Genomic DNA, 16,519 nt, shown 5'->3' on the forward strand with positions numbered 1-16,519 from the left:
CATAGAGAAAATTGGTCCAATCTGGCTCAGCCGTTACCAGGAATGAATCACACGATGCACCTAAATATGCCGGCACGACAAACCCTGACAACACTCCGTCACCTCATCCTGGACATGGATGGCGTCCTGTGGCATGGCAACACGCCGATGGCCGGATTGGCTTCGTTCTTCACCGACATGCAGGCGTGCGGCATCGGCATCATGCTGGCGACCAACAACGCCACCAAAACCGTGGCCGATTACGTCGCCCGGCTGGCCGGTTACGGCGTCAATGTCGCGCCGTCCGCCATCCTCACCTCCGCCGTCGCCACTGCCGGCCACCTGCAAACGCGCTATCCCCCCCAGACGCCCATCTACGTGGTGGGCGAACGGGGGCTGCGCCAGATATTGCGGGATCACGGCTTCGTCGTCGTGAATGAGACGGCGGCGACCTCGCTGGAGGAGGAGTTGGCGGAGCAACCGGCGGCGGTCGTTGCCGGGCTGGACCGCGCGGTGACGTATCAACGGCTGGCGGCGGCGGCGCTGCACATCCGGCGCGGGGCGGCGTTTTTTGGCACAAACCCGGATGTGTCGCTGCCGACGGAGATAGGGGAAATGCCGGGCGCGGGGGCGATCCTGGCGGCGCTGCAAGCGACGACGGGGGTGACGCCCACTATCATTGGCAAACCGGGACCGATTATGTTCCAGGAGGCGCTGCGCCGCCTGGGGGGCGCGGCGGAGACGACGGCGATGGTGGGGGATCGGCTGGAGACGGATATTGTGGGGGGGAAGAATGCCGGCATTCACACCATCCTCGTCCTCAGCGGCATCACCAAACCTACAGACCTGCCCGCCAGCCCTATCCAACCCGACTTCATCTTTGACGACATCAACGCACTGCGCCAGGCCATCCTGCGCGCCAAGAGCGCACAATCGCACCATGATCAGTAAACAAAACCTTACCGGCGACAACGCCGCCGCCCCTCTCGTCAACCTCTATGACCTCACCCAGGAACAGCTTATCGCTTTCCTCGCGGAACAGGGACAACCCGCCTTCCGCGCGCGCCAGGTATGGGAATGGCTCTACCGGAAGTTTGTAGACGACTTCGCCTCCATGACCAACCTCTCCCGCGACCTGCGCCAGACGCTGGCCGCGCGCGCCACCCTGCAGCCCTTCCGCGTGGCCGCCGTGGAACGTTCCAACGACCATCAGACGCGCAAATACCTGTTCCAACTCCCCGACGGCAAATTCATCGAAACCGTCCTCATGACCTACGAGCGGCGGCGCACCGTTTGCATCAGCACGCAGGCCGGCTGCGCCATGGGCTGCGTCTTCTGCGCCACGGGGCAGATGGGCTTCCTGCGCCACCTGAGCAGCGGCGAAATCGTGGCCCAGGTACTCTGGATGGCGCGCGAACTGGCAAACAAAGGGGACCACCTCACCAACGTTGTCTTCATGGGCATGGGCGAACCGCTGCACAACTACGCGAATACGATGGCCGCCCTGGACCGGCTCACGGACCCCGACGGCCTGAACCTGGGCGCGCGCCGCCTGACCATCTCCACCGTCGGCCTCGTGCCGGCCATGCGCCGCTACGCGGACGAACAGCGACAAACGCCGCTGGCCGTCTCCCTGCACGCGGCCACGGATGCGGAGCGGGATAAGCTGATTCCCATTAACAAGAAGTGGCCCATTTCCGTGCTGATGGAGGCCTGCCGCTATTATGTGGAGAAAACGGGGCGGCGCATGACGTTTGAGTGGGCGTTGATTGAGGGGGAAAACGATACCGTGGAGCAGGCGCAGCAGTTGGGCAAACTGGTGCAAGGGACGCTTTGCCACGTCAACCTGATCCCGCTCAACCCCACCCGCGATTACGCCGGGCAACCTTCCACGCACGAGCGCGTGGAGGCGTTTCAGCATGTGCTGACGCGCTATGGCGTCACCAGCACCGTGCGCGTGCGGCGGGGCATTGACATCCAGGCCGGCTGCGGCCAACTCCGCGACCGCGTGGTATCGGGGAACAAGGACCACAATAAGGATGGATAGATTGGTCCAATCTTGAAGATTGGACCAACCTCAGCAAGCTCATTTCATCATGGCCCGGTGTTGACAACGGCGACGTCGGTGCAGACGGGGCCGTTGGGGGTTGTAAGGCGGGTGTAGATGGGGACGTTGCCGACCTGGGGGAAGTTGAAGCTGATGGTGTTTTGGTAGACGATGCCGGCAGGAAGCGACGCCGACCACAAGGAAATCCAGTTACCCTGCACGCGGGCGTAGTTCTGCCAGGTGACGGCGGTGGGGCCGGTGTAAATGTCGTACGTGAGGGCAAGTTGCGCGCCGTTGTAGCTGGCCGTGAGGTCAAGCTGGCAGGGGCCGGGGGCGCTGCACTGCGTGGCCTGGCCGACAGCGCGCGGGGTGAGGACGGCGCTACTGGGACCGACGGAAGCCGCTGTGTTTTGCACCAATGCGCTGCTGTTCACGCCGCCAACGGTGGTGTTCACGGTCATGGCGTTGGTCGTGGTGATGAGGGCGCAATCGCTCATCAGGCCCTGGGCGTCCAGTTTCAGCAGCCAGGCATCCCCCATACCCGCGCCAAAGGAGGTGGAACTGCCGGCAATTCCCACCCCATCACTCAACTCCCGCACCGAAAAAGCAATTTCGTCCCCCGCGCCGCCATAGCCGCGCTGCCAGACCACGTCCCCCGCTTGCGTCAGCTTCAGCAGCCAGAAATCCTTGCCCCCGCCGCCAAACGAAGCCGTCTCCCCGGCGACCAGATAGCCGCCATCGCCGGTGCGCGCCAACGCGCGGGCCACATCCGCGCCGGCCCCACCGTACCGCTTCTGCCAATTCACGCTCCCATTTGCCGCCAGCTTCATCACCCAAAAATCGGCATTGCCGCTGAAAGAAGACGTCTCGCCCGCCAGCGTCACGCCGCCGTCGTCCGTGGCCTTCACCGCCCACCCCAGGTCATCCCCCGCGCCGCCAAACGTCTTCTGCCATTGGACCACGCCATTGGCATCCAGCTTCACGGCCCACACGTCCCAGTTGCCGGCGCCAAAGGAACTGGTGTAGCCGACGAAGACGAAGCCGCCATCCGTTGTCTGCGCCACGCCGCGGGCAATGTCCCAACCACTCTGACCGTAGACGGTCTGCCAGAGAACGTTGCCGCCACTGTCCAGGCGGACGACCCAGGCATCCCGATTACCCGCGCCAAACGAGGTCGTCTCGCCGACGATGATGAAGCCGAGGTCGGCGGTTTCCTGAATGGCGAAGGCGTGGTTGTGCTGCGTGCCGCCGTAGGTCGTTTGCCACATGAGTGAGCCATCTGCGTGCAGGCGGATCACCCAGTAATCGTGGATGCCCACGCCGAAGCTGCCGCTGGTTCCCACAACGGCCAGACCGCCATCGCCCGTTTGTTGCAAGGCGTTGGCGTATTCGTCAATGACGCCGCCAAACGTCTCGCTCCAGGTGACGGTTCCGGCGGTGTTCACTTTGTATACCCAGGCATCGGAGCCGGAGACGCCAAAGGAGGAGGTGGTCCCGGCCACGGCCAGGCCACCATCGCCGGTCTGCCAGATGTCGTTGGCGACGTCGTCCAGGGTTCCACCGTAGGTGCTGGCCCATTGGCCGCCCGTTTGCGGGGCGGCGGGAGCGATTGCCGGCGGGGCGGCGGCGTGGGTGGCCAGGGTGAAGGTGAGGAGGCCGGCAAGGAGCAAGAGGGGAAGGGTGAGGCGGCGAATCATAGCGGGTTCCTTTTGGTGATAGCGGGGCATGCGGTTGAAAAATGGGGGGCGGTGGAGCGGATTATGCCGGCATCACCGCCTCCGGCATAAACTGGGTCTCATACAACGACGTATAGAGGCCATTGCGCGCCAAAAGCTCCTCGTGCGTGCCCTGTTCCACCAGCCGCCCCTTGTCAACCACCAGGATCACATCGGCGGCCAAAATCGTGGAAAGCCGGTGAGCAATCACCAGACTGGTGCGCCCCTTCATCACCCGATGCAATGCCTCTTGTATCAAGGCTTCCGAGAGCGAATCCAGGTGCGACGTGGCCTCGTCCAAAACCAGAATGCGCGGATTCTTCAAAATGACGCGAGCAATGGCAATGCGCTGGCGCTCGCCGCCACTGAGGCGATAGCCCCGCTCCCCCACCACCGTGTCATAGCCGTCCGGCAGACTGGCGACGAAGTCGTGGATATTGGCCGCTTTGGCCGCGGCCACCATCTCCATATCCGTGGCATCGGGGCGGGCGTAGAGCAGGTTGGCGCGGATAGTGTCATAAAACAGGTAGGTCTCCTGCGTGACCATGCCGATGTTGTCGGACAACGAGGACAGCGTGAGGGATTTCACGTCCTGACCATCAAGGCAGACGCGCCCGGTCGTGGGGTCATAGAGGCGGGGGATCAGGTAGGTGATCGTGGTTTTGCCCGCGCCGCTCGGCCCCACCAGTGCCGCCAACTGTCCGGGGGAGATGGAGAAGTTGAGATCCGTCAGTGCCCAGCGGGGTGATGCCGGCATTTCCTCTTTCTCCCCATCCGCCCCATTTTCCCGCTGCTTGCCCCGCTTCAGGTGTGCCGCGCTGCCGCCCCAGGTAAAGCGGGCAATTTCCGCCAACCCCACGGCCTTGTCTTCATTGGCCTGATAGCTGAAGGTGACATCCTCGAAGCGGATACGCCCTTCCACGTCTTGCAAGGCGACGGCGTCCGGCGCTTCGTCGATCTCCACCGGGATGTCCAACGCCTCAAACACGCGCTCAAAGCTGACCATACTTTGCGCGAATTCGACGGGAGCATTGGTGAGGGCCATCAGAGGACCGTAGAGGCGGGTGAGGTAGTTGCTAAAGGCAACTATCGTGCCGATGGTGAAGGCGTCGCGCAAGACGAGGTAGCCGCCAACCCAAAAGACGACGGCGGTTCCGATGGCGCTGACAACGCCGAGGGCCAGCATGAACCATTGGCTGGTCACGGCTGATAGCACGCCAACGTTACGGACATTGCCGGCATGTTCGCTAAACCGACCCATCTCATGCCCCTGCCGCCCGAACAGCTTCACCAGCAGCGCCCCGCTGATATTCAACGTCTCATTCATGACGTTGTTCATCTCCGCGTTGTATTCCATCGACTTGCGGCGCAAATCACGCAGGCGACGGCCCACCCGTCGCGCCGGAAAGAGGAACAGCGGCAGAATGACCAGCCCCAACAGCGTCAGCCGCCATTCGAGCGCAATCATCACCGCCAGCGTCGTCACCAGGGCGATAATGTTGGAGATAATGCTCACCAACGTGCCCGTGACCGCGCTTTGCGCCCCGATCACATCGTTGTTCAGGCGGGACATCAGCTCGCCCGTGCGCGTCTGCGTGAAGAAGCGCAGCGACATGCGCTGCATGTGTCCGTAGGTTGCCCGCCGCAAATCGTAAATAATGCCCTCGCCCACCTGCGACTGCGTGCGCCGCTGGAAAACGCCAATGATGCCGTTGAGCAAGGGAATGGCGATCATACCCAGCGCCAGCCAGTTCAGGCGGCGAAAATCCTTGTTCGGCAGGGCGTTGTCAATCAGATCGCGGAAGAGCAGAGGGGAAACGAGCGAGAGCGCGGAAATCAGCAATATCGTGAGCAGGAGGAGGGCGACTTTGCGGCGATAGGGGTGAGCAAATCCCCAGACGCGCAGCAGCAGTGCCCGCGATACCCGCGGTCGGTCCTGTTTTTCGTCATGGCTGATGAAAGCCCACCAGCCGCCGCCATGAAAGCCCATAATGTTCTCGTCTTTCAGATTGGTTCATTCTTGACTACTGAAAAAAGGCCAAAAACCGGGTTTTTACACATGAACCACTCTGGTAATTTCGGCCGGACACTCGAAAAACCCGGTTTTTTCAGTGTGGGAGTCGTCGCACAGCTTGAAGCAATTGTAGACGGAAATGATTCCTCCGCAACCTGGAAGAATGGGCAGCTCCCCGGCAAACGGCCAGCTTCAAACCATCAAACGTCGTAACGACTAAAGATTGGCCCCATTTCATGCGCTCAATGGCCATTTTCACCGGAGAAAATGGGTCCAATCTGGCTTCGCCGTTACCAAACGTCAATTATCCATCACCCACTCAACTCTATTTTCAACTGCACGTTGCCGATCATGACGACGTCGCCGGCGGAAATGACCGTAGCGCCGGTGACGGGCAGGTTGTTGAGGCGGGTTCCGTTGCGGCTGCCCAGGTCTTCCAGCCACCATTGCTGGCCGCGCAGGGTGATGAGGGCGTGTTCGCTGGAAGCGTAATTGTCCCGCAGGACGATGGTGTTGTTGGGGGAGCGGCCCAGGCTGGTGATGGGCAGGAGGGGAAAGAGGGTGTCGCGTGCCGGCATTTCTTCCAAACTCCCCACAACCCGCAAATACCCATATCGCCGTTGGCGGTCGCTCATTGTCGTCTCCACCACCCGCATATCCTGATAAACAATCCAGGCGATTCCCCCCAGAAAGGCCAGCAGGAGCAATGCCCCCAACAACCGCAGCGCGAACAACACCACCAACAAGTCCATAACCTACGCCGCATCCTGTTCATCATTGAGCCGGGGACGAAATGCCAGCGTGATGTCCCCATCATCCATGTCGGCGGTCGACGCCGGTTCCCGCTCTGACAATCCCTCCGCATAGATCAAGGTTTCCCCGCTGAGGCCGATCACGTCGCCCGCGGTCAGCACAGACTCTTGCGTAATCCGGCCATTGAGGCGCGTCCCCACACGGCTACCCAGGTCATACAGCACAAAACGCCCATAGCGCCAGCGAATCTGGGCGTGGCGGCGGCTGACGGTGGGGGAATCCAGCACCACGTCATTGTCGTCGCGGCGGCCCAGGTTGGTCACCGGCTGGTTCAGGGACACGTGCTGACGACCATTGACGATGAGAAAGGCATCCAGCGCCTGAATGTCGGCCATCATGGCGGATGCAGTCTGCCGCACTTTGAAGATTTGCGTCGTTTCTTCTTCGTCGGCCATTTCTTCGATGTCGATTTGTACCTGGTGCGGGGAGAGATCGGGATCCGGGATCAGCTCTAATGCCGGCATTACCGCCAAAGTCAGGCCAGATTGTTTCATCAAGGAAACGAGTTGCCGCAGGACCTCCGACGGCACATCCGCATGTTGCCGCGCCAACTGCGCCATATCCCCAGGGTGCAGTCGCAAACGGCACACCGACACGACCAATCCCTGTTGCTCCCGATCCTCCAGCACGCGATGAAGCTGCGTCGCCGCCTCCAGCGCCGTAAACTGTCCCCCCAGCAAACGGCTAAAAGAGCCTTCCACGAATCGCTGCGCCAATTGTTCAAAGGAGGTGAATCGCTTCTTGCGTGCCATGAGGAAAGATTATAGTGTGCCCAAAATACCGCGTCAACCAGAGGTCATGGGTCTTCTCTGCACCCAAGCAGCAGCCACAAACCGCGGCACAGACGCGCCCCCAGCCGTTAGCCCGCCACCTGCCCATCCTGTATACTTCCTGCCATGAACGAACCAGCCTTTCGCCTGACCACGCTCGCCTCTTGCGCCGGTTGAGCTTCCAAGCTCGGCCCCGCCGACCTGGCGCACGTGTTGCAGCCACTCCAAAACATCTTCAATCCCGCGGACTATCCCCGCCTGCTGGTTGGACTGGCGGCGGCGGACGATGCCGCCGTCTACCAGATCAACGACCGGCAGGCCATCATCAGCACCACCGACTTCTTCCCGCCTGTCGTGGACGATCCGTATGATTTCGGGGCAATTGCCGCCGCCAATGCCCTTTCCGACATCTACGCCATGGGTGGTGAGGTGCTGTTTGCCATCAATCTGGTCGCCTTCCCCGAGGACGTGGACCGAGACATCTTGCGCGAGATTCTGCGCGGCGGCGCGGAAAAAGTAGCCGAGGCGGGCGGCGTTATCGCCGGCGGACACAGCATTACGGACAAGGAACCGAAGTATGGTCTGGCCGTGACCGGATGGGTGCACCCGCGGCAGATCAAGACCAAAGGCGGAGCCAACCCTGGCGATCGGCTCTTCCTCACCAAACCACTGGGAACCGGCATGGTCACAACGGCGCTGAAGCAGGGACTGGCCCACGCCGACGACGTGCAGGCAGCCGTGGCAAGCATGAAGCAACTGAACAAGGCAGCGGCGCAGGCGGCCATTGCCGCCGGTGTGCGCGCCATGACGGATGTGACCGGCTTTGGCCTGTTGGGGCACGCGCACGAAATGGCCCACCTGGGGCACGTACGCTTCCGCTTGCGCGCGGACCAACTGCCGTGGCTGCCCGGCGCACGGCGTTATGCGGAAATGGGCGCATTTCCCGGCGGCGCGCACCGCAACTATGACTACTTCCATCCCTGGGTCACGTTCGCCCCGGACATCGACGATACGCTGCAAAATATGCTGTGGACGCCCGAAACCTCCGGCGGCATCTTCACCGCCGTTCCCGCCGCGGCCGTGGCCGAGTTCCAGGCGCATTTTCCCGCCGCGCGGCCGGTCGGCGACGTTTTACCGGGCGATGGCCAAATCGAAGTGGTGTGATGACTTCCGGAAAGGTCCCTGGTCAAACTGGAGATTGGACCCATTTCGCGCGCTCAATGTCCATTTTCACCGGAGAAAATGGGGCCAATCTGGCTTACTGGTCAAACTGGAGATTGGACCCATTTCACGCGCTCAACGTCCATTTTCACCAGAGAAAATGGGGCCAATCTGGCATAGCAATTACAATTCCCCCATTAATTATCCCCCCCTGAGGCATTCTGATGGACCGAACCGTTCCCAGCCGTGCAAACGAAGAAATCAACCTGTACATTCGCACCTACTACTCCTTGCTGCGCAGCAGCCACGAAGTGCAGATCAGAACGCTGATTGAGGCGCACACGCGCATGAACTCGGCGCTGCACGTCGATGCGGACGAGACCACGCCCGACATGGCCGCCTTCATCTACAGCATCTTACGGCTCCCCGGCTGCATCCTCAGCGACGCCGACCGCGTGGTCATGGGGCAGTCCGCCGACCTGTTCGTACGTCATGGCTACACGAATATCCGCACGTGGCAGCGCGTCGATCAGCCGGCGCGTCGTCGCCGCGTCCACTACGATGGCAAGCGGACGCTGGCCGTGTACATCACCAGCCGCTCCGACATTGATGACATCATTCCTACGCTCACCGCGTACCAGATCGAACGGGATAAGCTGCACTGGCAGTTGAGTGATACCGGCGTGCGCAACCTGCTGCAAGCCCGCCTGGAAACCGGGCTAAATGATGATGACCTGAAGCAATTAGCGAAAAAAACACAGGTGAGCGAAGACGATTGGGACAGGCTGAGCCGCATCTGGAAGAAGGACGCGGCCAGGAACTTGCTGGCAATCGCGCAGAAGAGGCAGAAGATCGCGGTGCGGTTGTTGGGCAGTTCGCTGGCGGATTACAATAGAGCCACGCGGCGATGGTGGTCCAATGTGGAAGAAACCATGAAACATATCTCCTTCCATGATCGTCCGGTTTACTTTGTCTCCAGCAACACACACAGTCTGGCGAACGTGATCAGTGGCTATGCGCGGTTGCAGCGGGACGAGTTGGTGTCGTTCATTCAGGCGAACGGGGACGGCGAGATGCAGCGGGAGTATGCGGACATCATACAGCGAAATGTGCCCAGCAACTTGGAGAATTTTTTCTACTATGCGCTGAAGAAGTATGAAGGCGCACACCCGGAAACGGTATCACGGCGCATTGAGCAGGAGGAGAATGCCGGCATTACGCGCATTCTCAGCCAGGAAGCATACGACATCGAAGTCCAGGTCGTGGACATGAGCCGTATCAAACCCGACCTGATGGACCCCCGCCTCCGGTTCCCCGGCATGGAACACTTGATCGACAGCGACGCCCTCATCGTCAACATCGACTTTCCCCTGGGCATGGCCGCCTACGAAATCCTCTCCGAAATCTCCAGCAACGTAGACCAGGTTCGCGGCGTGTACATCATGGGCAAAGCCGCCACCCTCAACGGGCGTATCGGCGACGTCATGCTGCCCAAAGTGATTCACGACGAACAGTCCCTGAACACATTTCTCATTGAAAACTGCTTCGCCGCCGAAGACGTAGCCCCCTACCTCGTCTACGGAACCGTGCTGGACAACCAGAAAGCCATCAGCGTACGGGGCACATTCCTGCAAAACGAGCAGTACATGGCCATCTTCTACCAAGAAGGCTACACTATCCTGGAAATGGAAGCCGGCCCCTATCTCAGTTCCGTCTACGAAATGGTGCGTCCGCAACGGTATCCCCAAAACGAACTGATTGACCTGCACGAAGCCCCATTCCCCATTGGCATCCTGCATTACGCCTCGGACACACCCTTCAGCAAAGGCAAAAACCTGGGGTCGCAAAACCTCTCCTATTTCGGTATGGACCCCACCTACGCCACCATGATCGCCATCGTCCGCGCCATCTTCCGCGAAGAAGTGCGACGACTGAGCAGCGAGAAAATCCTGAATCACTTCCTCGACCGCCACCGCGCGTAGCCCGTTATCTATCTTCCCGGAAGCTATGAGCTTCCAGGAAGATGAAAGGAATTCCTCATGTCCTATCCATCCGTCTATCACCAACGCCTGGCCCTCCTCCGCGCACAATTCCCCGCCTGGGGCATTGACGCCATTCTCATCGGCAGTCCGCAAAATCGCCGCTGGCTCAGCGGCTTCACCGGCTCCGCCGCGCAACTCATCATCACCGCCGACCGGGCACTGCTGGCGACGGACTCGCGCTATTGGGAGCAGGCCGCGCATGAAGCGCCGGCATTTCAACTGTGGAAGTTGGGGCACGACCGCGAAGGAGACTTCGAGGCGGCGGTGGCGGCCAGCGGGGCAACGCGCATTGGCGTGGAAAGCCAGCACATGACGCTGGCGGCGTTTGCGCGCTTGCGCCGGATGACGGGGGTTGACTGGGTGGAATGCAAGGAAACGGTGGAGCCGATGCGGGCTATCAAGTCGGAGGCGGAGATAGATTTGATTGCCCAGGCCGCGGCCATCACGGACGCCGCCATGAACCAGATGCAGACGTTGGCTCGTGCCGGCATAACCGAGAAAGAACTCGCCTGGCTGTTGGAACGCACCATGCGCGAAGCGGGCGCGGACGGCATGGCCTTCACCGTCATCGTCGCCAGCGGCCCCAACGCGGCGCTGCCGCACCACCACCCCGGCGACCGCCGCCTGCAAGCGGGCGACGCCATCGTCGTGGACATGGGGGCGATGCTGGATGGCTACCATAGCGATCTGACGCGCACCTTTTTCCTGGGCGCGGAACCGGATGATGCGTTTTGGGAGGTGTACAACCTGGTTTTGGCGGCACAGGAAGCGGCTCTTGATGGCCTTCGTGCCGGCATAACGGGCAAAGAAGCAGACGCCCTGGCCCGCGACGTGATCACCGCCGCCGGGCACAGCGAGCATTTCGGGCATGGATTGGGACACGGCGTCGGCCTGGAAATCCACGAGGAACCGCGCCTCTCCGTGCTGCGCGAGCAGGAAAAGCTGGCCAGCGGCATGGTCGTCACCGTCGAACCCGGCGTCTACATCCCCGGCTGGGGCGGCGTGCGCATCGAAGACCTGGCCCTGGTCACGGAAAACGGCATCCACCTCCTCAGCCACGCCGCGAAGAATCCGATCATTCCCCAGCGGTAAATAGGTGTGTATCATAATTGTTGAACGAACTGGCGATCGTCAACACACTGGACCCCTTCCCCTTCCTGGGCATGGCCGTCAACTACGCCTGCCAGAGCGATCCCGCCACCTGCACGGCAGCACCAACCTGCGCGGACGGGAGCAACTGACGGCAAACGCCACCTCGGGGCGCTTCCATCGTGCATTGGCGGGTTTCCCATTTCCGCAACGTTACCTCTTGCCACCGGAACTTCGTAAAAAAGCCTCGATGACCGACCACTTACCCAAGAGGATTTTCGCTCACCGGCGGGCAAAACAGGCTGCCGCGAGTGTTTCGACCTGAAAACAAGTCTGTTTGGTCACATTTTTAGGGTTCTTGGTGATGGATGCCGGCATCTAAACAATACCGGCTTCCCTTAATTGATTGTTTATGTCAATAAACTTAGCAGAAAGTAGAGTGGTTATTTTGATGCAAGGTAACTACAAGCCTCTCCAGGAGAGGCTTAGTAACCGCCCGAAAACAACTTCACACTTCTTGCGGGCGGTTACTGCCAAGCTGCCCGCACATTTCCGCTAATTTAATTGCGGGCAGCCACTTAGTTGTAATACCTCAATACATCGTGAAAACGATTTTAGACCTTAACAACCGAATAAGGCAAATAGCAGCGGGCATTGTAATAAATCAGCCCCAGGTCGTCGTTGTGCTTCTGGCCGGTGAAGCCGCGGTCGGTGTAGGTTTGGCTGGGCGCGGTGCGGTAGCTGCCGAAGGCTTGCCCTGAGTTTATCGAAGGGGAGGTAGCGGGCGCGGCTGCCGGCAACCAGGCCGCCACCATTATTGAAGCTCATGACGCTGTTGCTGCCCAGGCCTGCCCTGAGCCTGCCGAAGTGTGGTCCGTATGTAAGTGTAGCAGGTTGTTGGTCTCGCCAGGGACGACCTTCCGAACGGCGACCGCCTGGCCGGACGCAGTCGGTTCTGGGACAACATTTTCGTTGAACGGCTGTGGCGGTCAGTCAAACACGAGAACATTTACATCCAAGAGTACGATACAGTGTCCGACCTGACCACCGGCTTGGCAGACTGCTTCCAGCTCTGCAATTACGAACGCCCGCATCAGGACCTTGGCTACCTGACACCTGCCGATATTCATTTTGCCGCTAACACTCCAATTCTGTGACCCAATGATCCACCTTAATTTCGTCAATCCGTGGTCTTGACAATGGGGGTCACTTTACTATGATGTGGTCGAGGAATTGACGGCCCAACGCCAGGCTGTGCTGGCCGCCACGTATGCGCAACATCCAGAATGATTTGTGCGGGGACAGCCAGTGGCGCCGAAGCTGGCAACGGCCGTTTGGATTAACCCGCCTCAGCAGGTGGGTGACGAGCAACCGTCGTAGGGGCTCAAGTGGAAAACGCTCCGCAGGCTCCGCGTTTTCCACTTGTCCATCAGCCCAATGAGCGAGACATTGCTCTCTAATTTATCGATTTTCGTGTCTCAAAACTATTGACACATTCCGACCATCATGCCCGTTAATACCTGGTACAGTCGCGGGTGTAATTTGATACTGCATCGCGCAGGAGAGTTTTCTATGGTCTTGGTTCAACTCGATAAGTAAAGCTACTGCAACTATGCAGTGCATCCATGTTAGGAATACCCTTTAGTCCCAATAGAGACTCTTTTCCATAAAGATTAGGATAAGATAGCATTAAGAATTCGTAGTCTTCTAGATGATCCCTGAAGCAGTAGGTCTGGTCATGCCTATAATCAGTTCCTCCGAATTCATTGTATTCAATCAGGTATTTGCAAAAGTAACAAGCCTGCAATTTATAGGAGGGTCCTAATTGCGTGCGTAGGTCCTCTGCAGCATTCCCAAAATCAAGATGTTTTTGAGTCTCGATACGCTTTTGGTCTATATACAATCTCAATTTGTACACAACTGTGCCTGAATCTCGAACACTGTAAGGATATAACCACTCTTCTAGATCAGAAATCATGTGTGAGTCTTCACTAACTATAATAACTTTATGAAAGAGGACTATTGCACTGGTAAGTGGGAGTTGGTCTAATATATTGGATAAAGCATCAAAGTATTTTGCGCTCTCACTTTTATATTCTTTGTTTTGGATGTTCACACGAAACATGAAGCCGACAGATCGCCCATACCTATATTCTACCTGTATGACTTCCCTATAACCGTCGTTAATAAAATAGCCGACATGACGGCGTGCAACCTGACTGTTAGGATCTTTTTCAAGAGACTTCATCCCCTTACTCCATTTTCATTTTAGCATATACTATGGCGTGGATTTGCCTAATGAGCGAATCCACATGTTTAACCTATCAAAAACATTACCAGAATTTCCTGCACCTGCAAAGACTGAAAAATGGCCAGGACCATATTGTTCAGTATAAACAGGTCTTCCTACCCGTAAATCATCAGCCAGTTGAACATAATCATCGTAAGAATGAATCCAATTCCTTTCAGTTTGAGGAAGTGGAGTATCACCGTTCCTTACACAATTCCGACAAAAAACTGAAGCGCCATCTTCATCTACTCTTAATCTACCAGTTCTGCGTACTAAATCCGGTTGGTGAGTTCCACAATTTAAGCATGTGTTACCATTTGCTCCTAGTGAATTGATACCTCCACCTCCGAAGCCGCCAACACCGTCAGCTTTTTCTCCCAAGTCAGCTTCCATAGCATAAATTAACGCTCCTGACACAGTCAATAGTTCAGCCATATCCGCAATGGGATAAAGTCCGTTCACCCCGTGGTTTATGAAGCTCATTGCGCCTGTAATGGATTCTGTAACAATTGCGTTAGCGGAAGCACCATCTTCCATACCTAATGGAAGAATAAATGAAAACTGTCTTATGATTATTTGGCCGATCGGGTTATCATTTGGATTACTAAATTCAGTGTTTTGTATCAAGTAATCAATGAAGTTTGATCCCCATGAATCTGGATCTGACAGACAGCCTTCATAATCACAGCCATCTGATGGTCTATGTCCCGAAGGGTCAATCAGTGTAAGAGGCGAATTGAGAACATAGGCGTATCGGTTAAAGAATTGGGGATTTGTGGCATCCGGCACAATCGTATCCGCATTCACAAACCGGCCCACGCCGGGGAGGTAATAGCGCGCATTGTAGTAGATGAGGCCGAGGTCGTCGTTGTGCTGCTGCCCGATGAGTAAGGTATTGCTCACTAATTTATTGGTTTTAGTGTCCCAAAACTATTGACACATTCCGCCCCATTTAGCTTATGGCAACCATACCAACACGAACGCTGAAGGAATGTCCAACCTTTGTACAACCTCGTTATCCTGTATATTCACAATAGTAATGCCCTCAAATTGCAGGGCTACATACTGGCTATCGTATGACCACGCAAGATAAGAGCCGCTTTGTAGCCCAGGCACCATCTGACTTGTCCAGATAATTTCCTTGCTAATGATGCTATTTATAAGGTCGCAAGCATAAGCGGCGCATGTTCCATCATAGGCAATGTAAAGATCATTGGGTGCCCAATCAAGCATAGAATAATATCTCACTTCCGGCTGGTCTATTACAAAGGATGCTAGAGTTGAACGCTCTACTAAATGCAGCGAGGATCTTCCTTTTTCAGCGTCGTACAGAGGAAAGGCAACGAGGTTACGGTTATGGGACCATTCCCACCTATCATTTGGAGTCCTTAACTGGGCCAGTATTTTCGCCGGAGCTCTTGTTGTCGTCCACAGAAAACCGGTCTCTTCCATGACCACATAATAGGATACTGGTGCAGTATAGTACGATTGTATGTCAATCCAATTCTCTTTTGCGGGACACCAAGTTGCTAATTCACTTGTCTTCGGTGAAGGCGCCAGCAAACAGCCAAAAGCAAAACCCGTATCTTCGACTTCAACTTGTTTCTGATGCCTGTTAATAATGTAAGCACGTACAGGAGAAAAATCATTATAACGTTGACTGATAATGCTTGGCTCAAGCAGCAGATAATCATTGCTAATCCACCATAAAATGAATGTGTCATGTTCTAAATCAGAAAAGCTCAGGATCAATTCAGGTGACCATTCAACTAAATTCGACAGCCATAGTTCTGATTTTTGCGGAGTATGAATCCAATAAGCTACCGTTTCCTCGTCAGGTGAAACAGCAAAGCCCCACACCAACCAATCTTCTTCCTTAGGTACAAGGCGTTCTACTTCGCTAGTTTCCATCGCTACCCGCAGCAAACCTTCGTCAAAAGAGCTAATGAACAAAGACCCACCAGGAGTTTCGGGTTCTATAGCTGGCGTTGGTTCGGGCGTCGGTGTCTCTGTCGCCGTGGCTCCAGCTACCATCGCCAACAAAGCACTAGTGGCAATGTGGTCATTTGTGGCCGTTAGCAGTACTGAGACGGTAGCAGTGATTGGTTCTATGTCTGTTGGTCGACTTGGTGGTGGTGGAGTACCTGGGTTCGCTTCATTAGGAGCCGCTTGTATTCCTTTGGCAGTGTCCCTATCTACGTCGGGCGACGGGTTGCATCCAACTACTAATCCCACAAGAAGATAGATTGTTATCACCAACAGAAAGTTCTTGACTTGGATCGTCATTTTACATACCTCCTATGCAACAGATGGCAGTCTGGCCTAAATATACCGAGATTTCTTGTGGTCAGGCGATTTTTATCGTACGTTAGGGCCATGGATACTGTCGCCAATAAACCATCTCCCTCGATAATCCCCAAGGTGGCATCAAACCATTGCCCTTGCGCCAGCCGGTTGCTGTCGCGTCGCGGAGCCGTCCTTCACTCAGAGCTAAATCTCGTATTGAAGCACTTCGAGTTTCTCCTTGACGTACCGATACGTGAAAGAATGAATCTGCCCCATTTGTTGGGTCTGGGATACCCCTACTATAGGTATCTAG

General features: G+C 57.1%; 14 protein-coding genes. 6 read left to right on the forward strand and 8 right to left on the reverse strand.

What is annotated here, in order from left to right; all coding sequences use genetic code 11:
- The first annotated feature begins 54 nt into the window (after window positions 1-54).
- Together H6650_17510 and rlmN are read left to right on the forward strand one after the other, a co-directional pair.
- Window positions 55-930, forward strand: a complete 876-nt coding sequence (locus tag H6650_17510) for an HAD-IIA family hydrolase (GenBank protein ID MCB8953807.1) — start codon at window positions 55-57, stop codon at window positions 928-930.
- Complete coding sequence (rlmN, locus tag H6650_17515) at window positions 920-2,026, forward strand: 23S rRNA (adenine(2503)-C(2))-methyltransferase RlmN (GenBank protein ID MCB8953808.1); 1,107 nt, start codon at window positions 920-922, stop codon at window positions 2,024-2,026. The genes H6650_17510 and rlmN overlap by 11 nt, the downstream gene beginning before the upstream one ends.
- Window positions 2,027-2,073: 47 nt before the next feature.
- Here the strand turns inward: rlmN and H6650_17520 are convergent, their stop codons facing one another.
- The 4 genes from H6650_17520 to H6650_17535 all read right to left on the reverse strand — a co-directional run bounded on the left by H6650_17520 (window position 2,074) and on the right by H6650_17535 (window position 7,320).
- Window positions 2,074-3,723: a hypothetical protein gene (locus tag H6650_17520; protein ID MCB8953809.1), complete on the reverse strand. Its 1,650-nt coding sequence runs from the start codon at window positions 3,721-3,723 to the stop codon at window positions 2,074-2,076.
- Between the two features lie 61 nt (window positions 3,724-3,784).
- Window positions 3,785-5,731, reverse strand: a complete 1,947-nt coding sequence (locus tag H6650_17525; GenBank protein MCB8953810.1) for an ABC transporter ATP-binding protein — start codon at window positions 5,729-5,731, stop codon at window positions 3,785-3,787.
- 335 nt (window positions 5,732-6,066) lie between these two features.
- Window positions 6,067-6,507 (reverse strand): FHA domain-containing protein, encoded by a 441-nt coding sequence (locus tag H6650_17530; GenBank protein MCB8953811.1) that lies wholly within the window; start codon window positions 6,505-6,507, stop codon window positions 6,067-6,069.
- A gap of 3 nt (window positions 6,508-6,510) precedes the next feature.
- The gene (locus H6650_17535) at window positions 6,511-7,320 is read right to left on the reverse strand and encodes a DUF3662 domain-containing protein (GenBank protein MCB8953812.1); all 810 of its coding nucleotides are present in this window, start codon (window positions 7,318-7,320) and stop codon (window positions 6,511-6,513) included.
- A gap of 144 nt (window positions 7,321-7,464) precedes the next feature.
- On the opposite strand from H6650_17535, the gene selD reads away from it, so the two are divergent.
- From selD to H6650_17550, 3 genes are all read left to right on the forward strand, one after another.
- A complete protein-coding gene (gene selD, locus H6650_17540; GenBank protein MCB8953813.1) occupies window positions 7,465-8,502 on the forward strand; it encodes a selenide, water dikinase SelD in 1,038 nt (345 codons plus the stop codon).
- Window positions 8,503-8,723: 221 nt separating this feature from the next.
- Entirely contained in the window at window positions 8,724-10,481 is a 1,758-nt protein-coding gene (locus tag H6650_17545; protein MCB8953814.1) for a hypothetical protein, read from the forward strand.
- 57 nt (window positions 10,482-10,538) lie between these two features.
- Window positions 10,539-11,633, forward strand: a complete 1,095-nt coding sequence (locus H6650_17550) for an aminopeptidase P family protein (protein MCB8953815.1) — start codon at window positions 10,539-10,541, stop codon at window positions 11,631-11,633.
- A 611-nt stretch (window positions 11,634-12,244) separates the two neighbouring features.
- On the opposite strand, the gene H6650_17555 is transcribed toward H6650_17550, so the two are convergent.
- A complete protein-coding gene (locus tag H6650_17555; GenBank protein MCB8953816.1) occupies window positions 12,245-12,445 on the reverse strand; it encodes a hypothetical protein in 201 nt (66 codons plus the stop codon).
- 120 nt (window positions 12,446-12,565) lie between these two features.
- Here H6650_17555 and H6650_17560 point away from each other — a divergent pair, with 120 nt between their 5' ends.
- The gene (locus tag H6650_17560; GenBank protein ID MCB8953817.1) at window positions 12,566-12,787 is read left to right on the forward strand and encodes a transposase; all 222 of its coding nucleotides are present in this window, start codon (window positions 12,566-12,568) and stop codon (window positions 12,785-12,787) included.
- Window positions 12,788-13,200: 413 nt separating this feature from the next.
- Here the strand turns inward: H6650_17560 and H6650_17565 are convergent, their stop codons facing one another.
- Genes H6650_17565 through H6650_17575 form a run of 3 tightly spaced genes read right to left on the reverse strand, consistent with a single transcriptional unit; the run spans window position 13,201 to window position 16,206 of the window.
- On the reverse strand, window positions 13,201-13,878 hold the full coding sequence (locus H6650_17565; protein ID MCB8953818.1) for a hypothetical protein: 678 nt from the start codon (window positions 13,876-13,878) through the stop codon (window positions 13,201-13,203).
- A gap of 30 nt (window positions 13,879-13,908) precedes the next feature.
- A complete protein-coding gene (locus tag H6650_17570) occupies window positions 13,909-14,823 on the reverse strand; it encodes an RHS repeat-associated core domain-containing protein (GenBank protein ID MCB8953819.1) in 915 nt (304 codons plus the stop codon).
- Between the two features lie 54 nt (window positions 14,824-14,877).
- Window positions 14,878-16,206, reverse strand: coding sequence for a hypothetical protein (locus H6650_17575; GenBank protein ID MCB8953820.1), 1,329 nt, complete (start codon window positions 16,204-16,206; stop codon window positions 14,878-14,880).
- Window positions 16,207-16,519: the final 313 nt, after the last annotated feature.

It is taken from the genome of Ardenticatenales bacterium (assembly GCA_020634515.1).
Taxonomy (GTDB): domain Bacteria; phylum Chloroflexota; class Anaerolineae; order Promineifilales; family Promineifilaceae; genus JAGVTM01.

What these genes read in the sequence shown, in the direction of transcription:
- H6650_17565 (MCB8953818.1), bottom strand. Translation starts at nt 13,878, where the DNA reads ATGAAGTCTCTTGAAAAAGATCCTAACAGTCAGGTTGCACGCCGTCAT.
- H6650_17525 (MCB8953810.1), bottom strand. Translation starts at nt 5,731, where the DNA reads ATGGGCTTTCATGGCGGCGGCTGGTGGGCTTTCATCAGCCATGACGAA.
- H6650_17555 (MCB8953816.1), bottom strand. Translation starts at nt 12,445, where the DNA reads ATGGTGGCGGCCTGGTTGCCGGCAGCCGCGCCCGCTACCTCCCCTTCG.
- H6650_17575 (MCB8953820.1), bottom strand. Translation starts at nt 16,206, where the DNA reads ATGACGATCCAAGTCAAGAACTTTCTGTTGGTGATAACAATCTATCTT.
- H6650_17550 (MCB8953815.1), top strand. Translation starts at nt 10,539, where the DNA reads ATGTCCTATCCATCCGTCTATCACCAACGCCTGGCCCTCCTCCGCGCA.
- H6650_17545 (MCB8953814.1), top strand. Translation starts at nt 8,724, where the DNA reads ATGGACCGAACCGTTCCCAGCCGTGCAAACGAAGAAATCAACCTGTAC.
- H6650_17510 (MCB8953807.1), top strand. Translation starts at nt 55, where the DNA reads ATGCACCTAAATATGCCGGCACGACAAACCCTGACAACACTCCGTCAC.
- H6650_17520 (MCB8953809.1), bottom strand. Translation starts at nt 3,723, where the DNA reads ATGATTCGCCGCCTCACCCTTCCCCTCTTGCTCCTTGCCGGCCTCCTC.
- H6650_17535 (MCB8953812.1), bottom strand. Translation starts at nt 7,320, where the DNA reads ATGGCACGCAAGAAGCGATTCACCTCCTTTGAACAATTGGCGCAGCGA.
- H6650_17530 (MCB8953811.1), bottom strand. Translation starts at nt 6,507, where the DNA reads ATGGACTTGTTGGTGGTGTTGTTCGCGCTGCGGTTGTTGGGGGCATTG.
- rlmN (MCB8953808.1), top strand. Translation starts at nt 920, where the DNA reads ATGATCAGTAAACAAAACCTTACCGGCGACAACGCCGCCGCCCCTCTC.